This window comes from Pseudomonas sp. RL (assembly GCF_000647775.1).
GTDB classification, from domain to species: Bacteria; Pseudomonadota; Gammaproteobacteria; order Pseudomonadales; family Pseudomonadaceae; genus Serpens; species Serpens flexibilis.
The window spans coordinates 1-766 of sequence record NZ_JBOY01000153.1; the positions used below are offsets into that span (position 1 = coordinate 1).

Sequence of the window (766 nt, forward strand, 5' to 3'; positions counted from 1 at the left end):
CGGGCGTTGCCCGGCAGGGCGCTGGCCGCGCGGTGCGCCTCGGCGGCCACCGCCAGGCCCTGGGCTTCGGTGCCCAGCAGGTTCAGCCAGGCCTTCAGCACGTGGGCCATGAGCAGCTCCGGGCGCTGCGCCAAAGCATCGTCAAGCTCGGCCAGCGGGTCGCCGACGTAACACTGGAAGTGGGCCAGGGCGCTCTGGTAGCAGGCCAGGCTGTTGGTGTCGGCGCCGGACATCGCCAGCCCCAGGTGATCACGCATGGTCATGATGAAATCCTCATGCTAGCCGTCGTCGCGTCCGGCGCCGTCGTGCCGGGCGCGTGGGTGCTACGTTAGAAAGGAGGCCGGTGGCCGCCTATAGCCCGGCCGCCGGCATTCTTGATCCAGCCGCCGGCTGACGATGAACGTGAGGCCCCTGTGGATGCGCTGTCCCAGCTGCTCGAAGCCGTGCGCCTGTGCGCGGGGGCCTTCCTGCAGGCCGAGTTCACCGAACCCTGGAGCATCCGCGCCCAGGTCGGCCCCGAGGACTGCCCGCTGCCCGGGCAGATACCCGCCTGCCTGATGGCCTACCACTACGTGCTCGACGGTCGCCTGTGGCTCGGCCTGGACGGCCAGCCGCCGCTGGCGGTGGGCGCCGGCGAGATCATCCTGCTGCCGCGCAACCCGCCCCATGTGCTGAGCAGCGACCCACGGCTGCCGGCGCAACGTATCGAGCCGCTGGTGCAACCCGCGCTGGGCGGCGGACTGGCGCGCCTGCGCCACGGCGGCGG

The 766-nt window shown here is 71.9% G+C and carries 1 protein-coding gene and 1 pseudogene; one reads left to right on the plus strand and one right to left on the minus strand.

The genetic code is table 11. From position 1 onward, the window contains the following. Positions 1-263: pseudogene (locus tag AS93_RS19720) on the minus strand (tetratricopeptide repeat protein); the annotation flags it as partial. 150 nt (positions 264-413) lie between these two features. Between AS93_RS19720 and AS93_RS0117290 the strand changes: the two are divergent. Next, a partial coding sequence (locus tag AS93_RS0117290) for a cupin domain-containing protein (protein ID WP_027591757.1) occupies positions 414-766 on the plus strand: 353 nt, incomplete at its 3' end.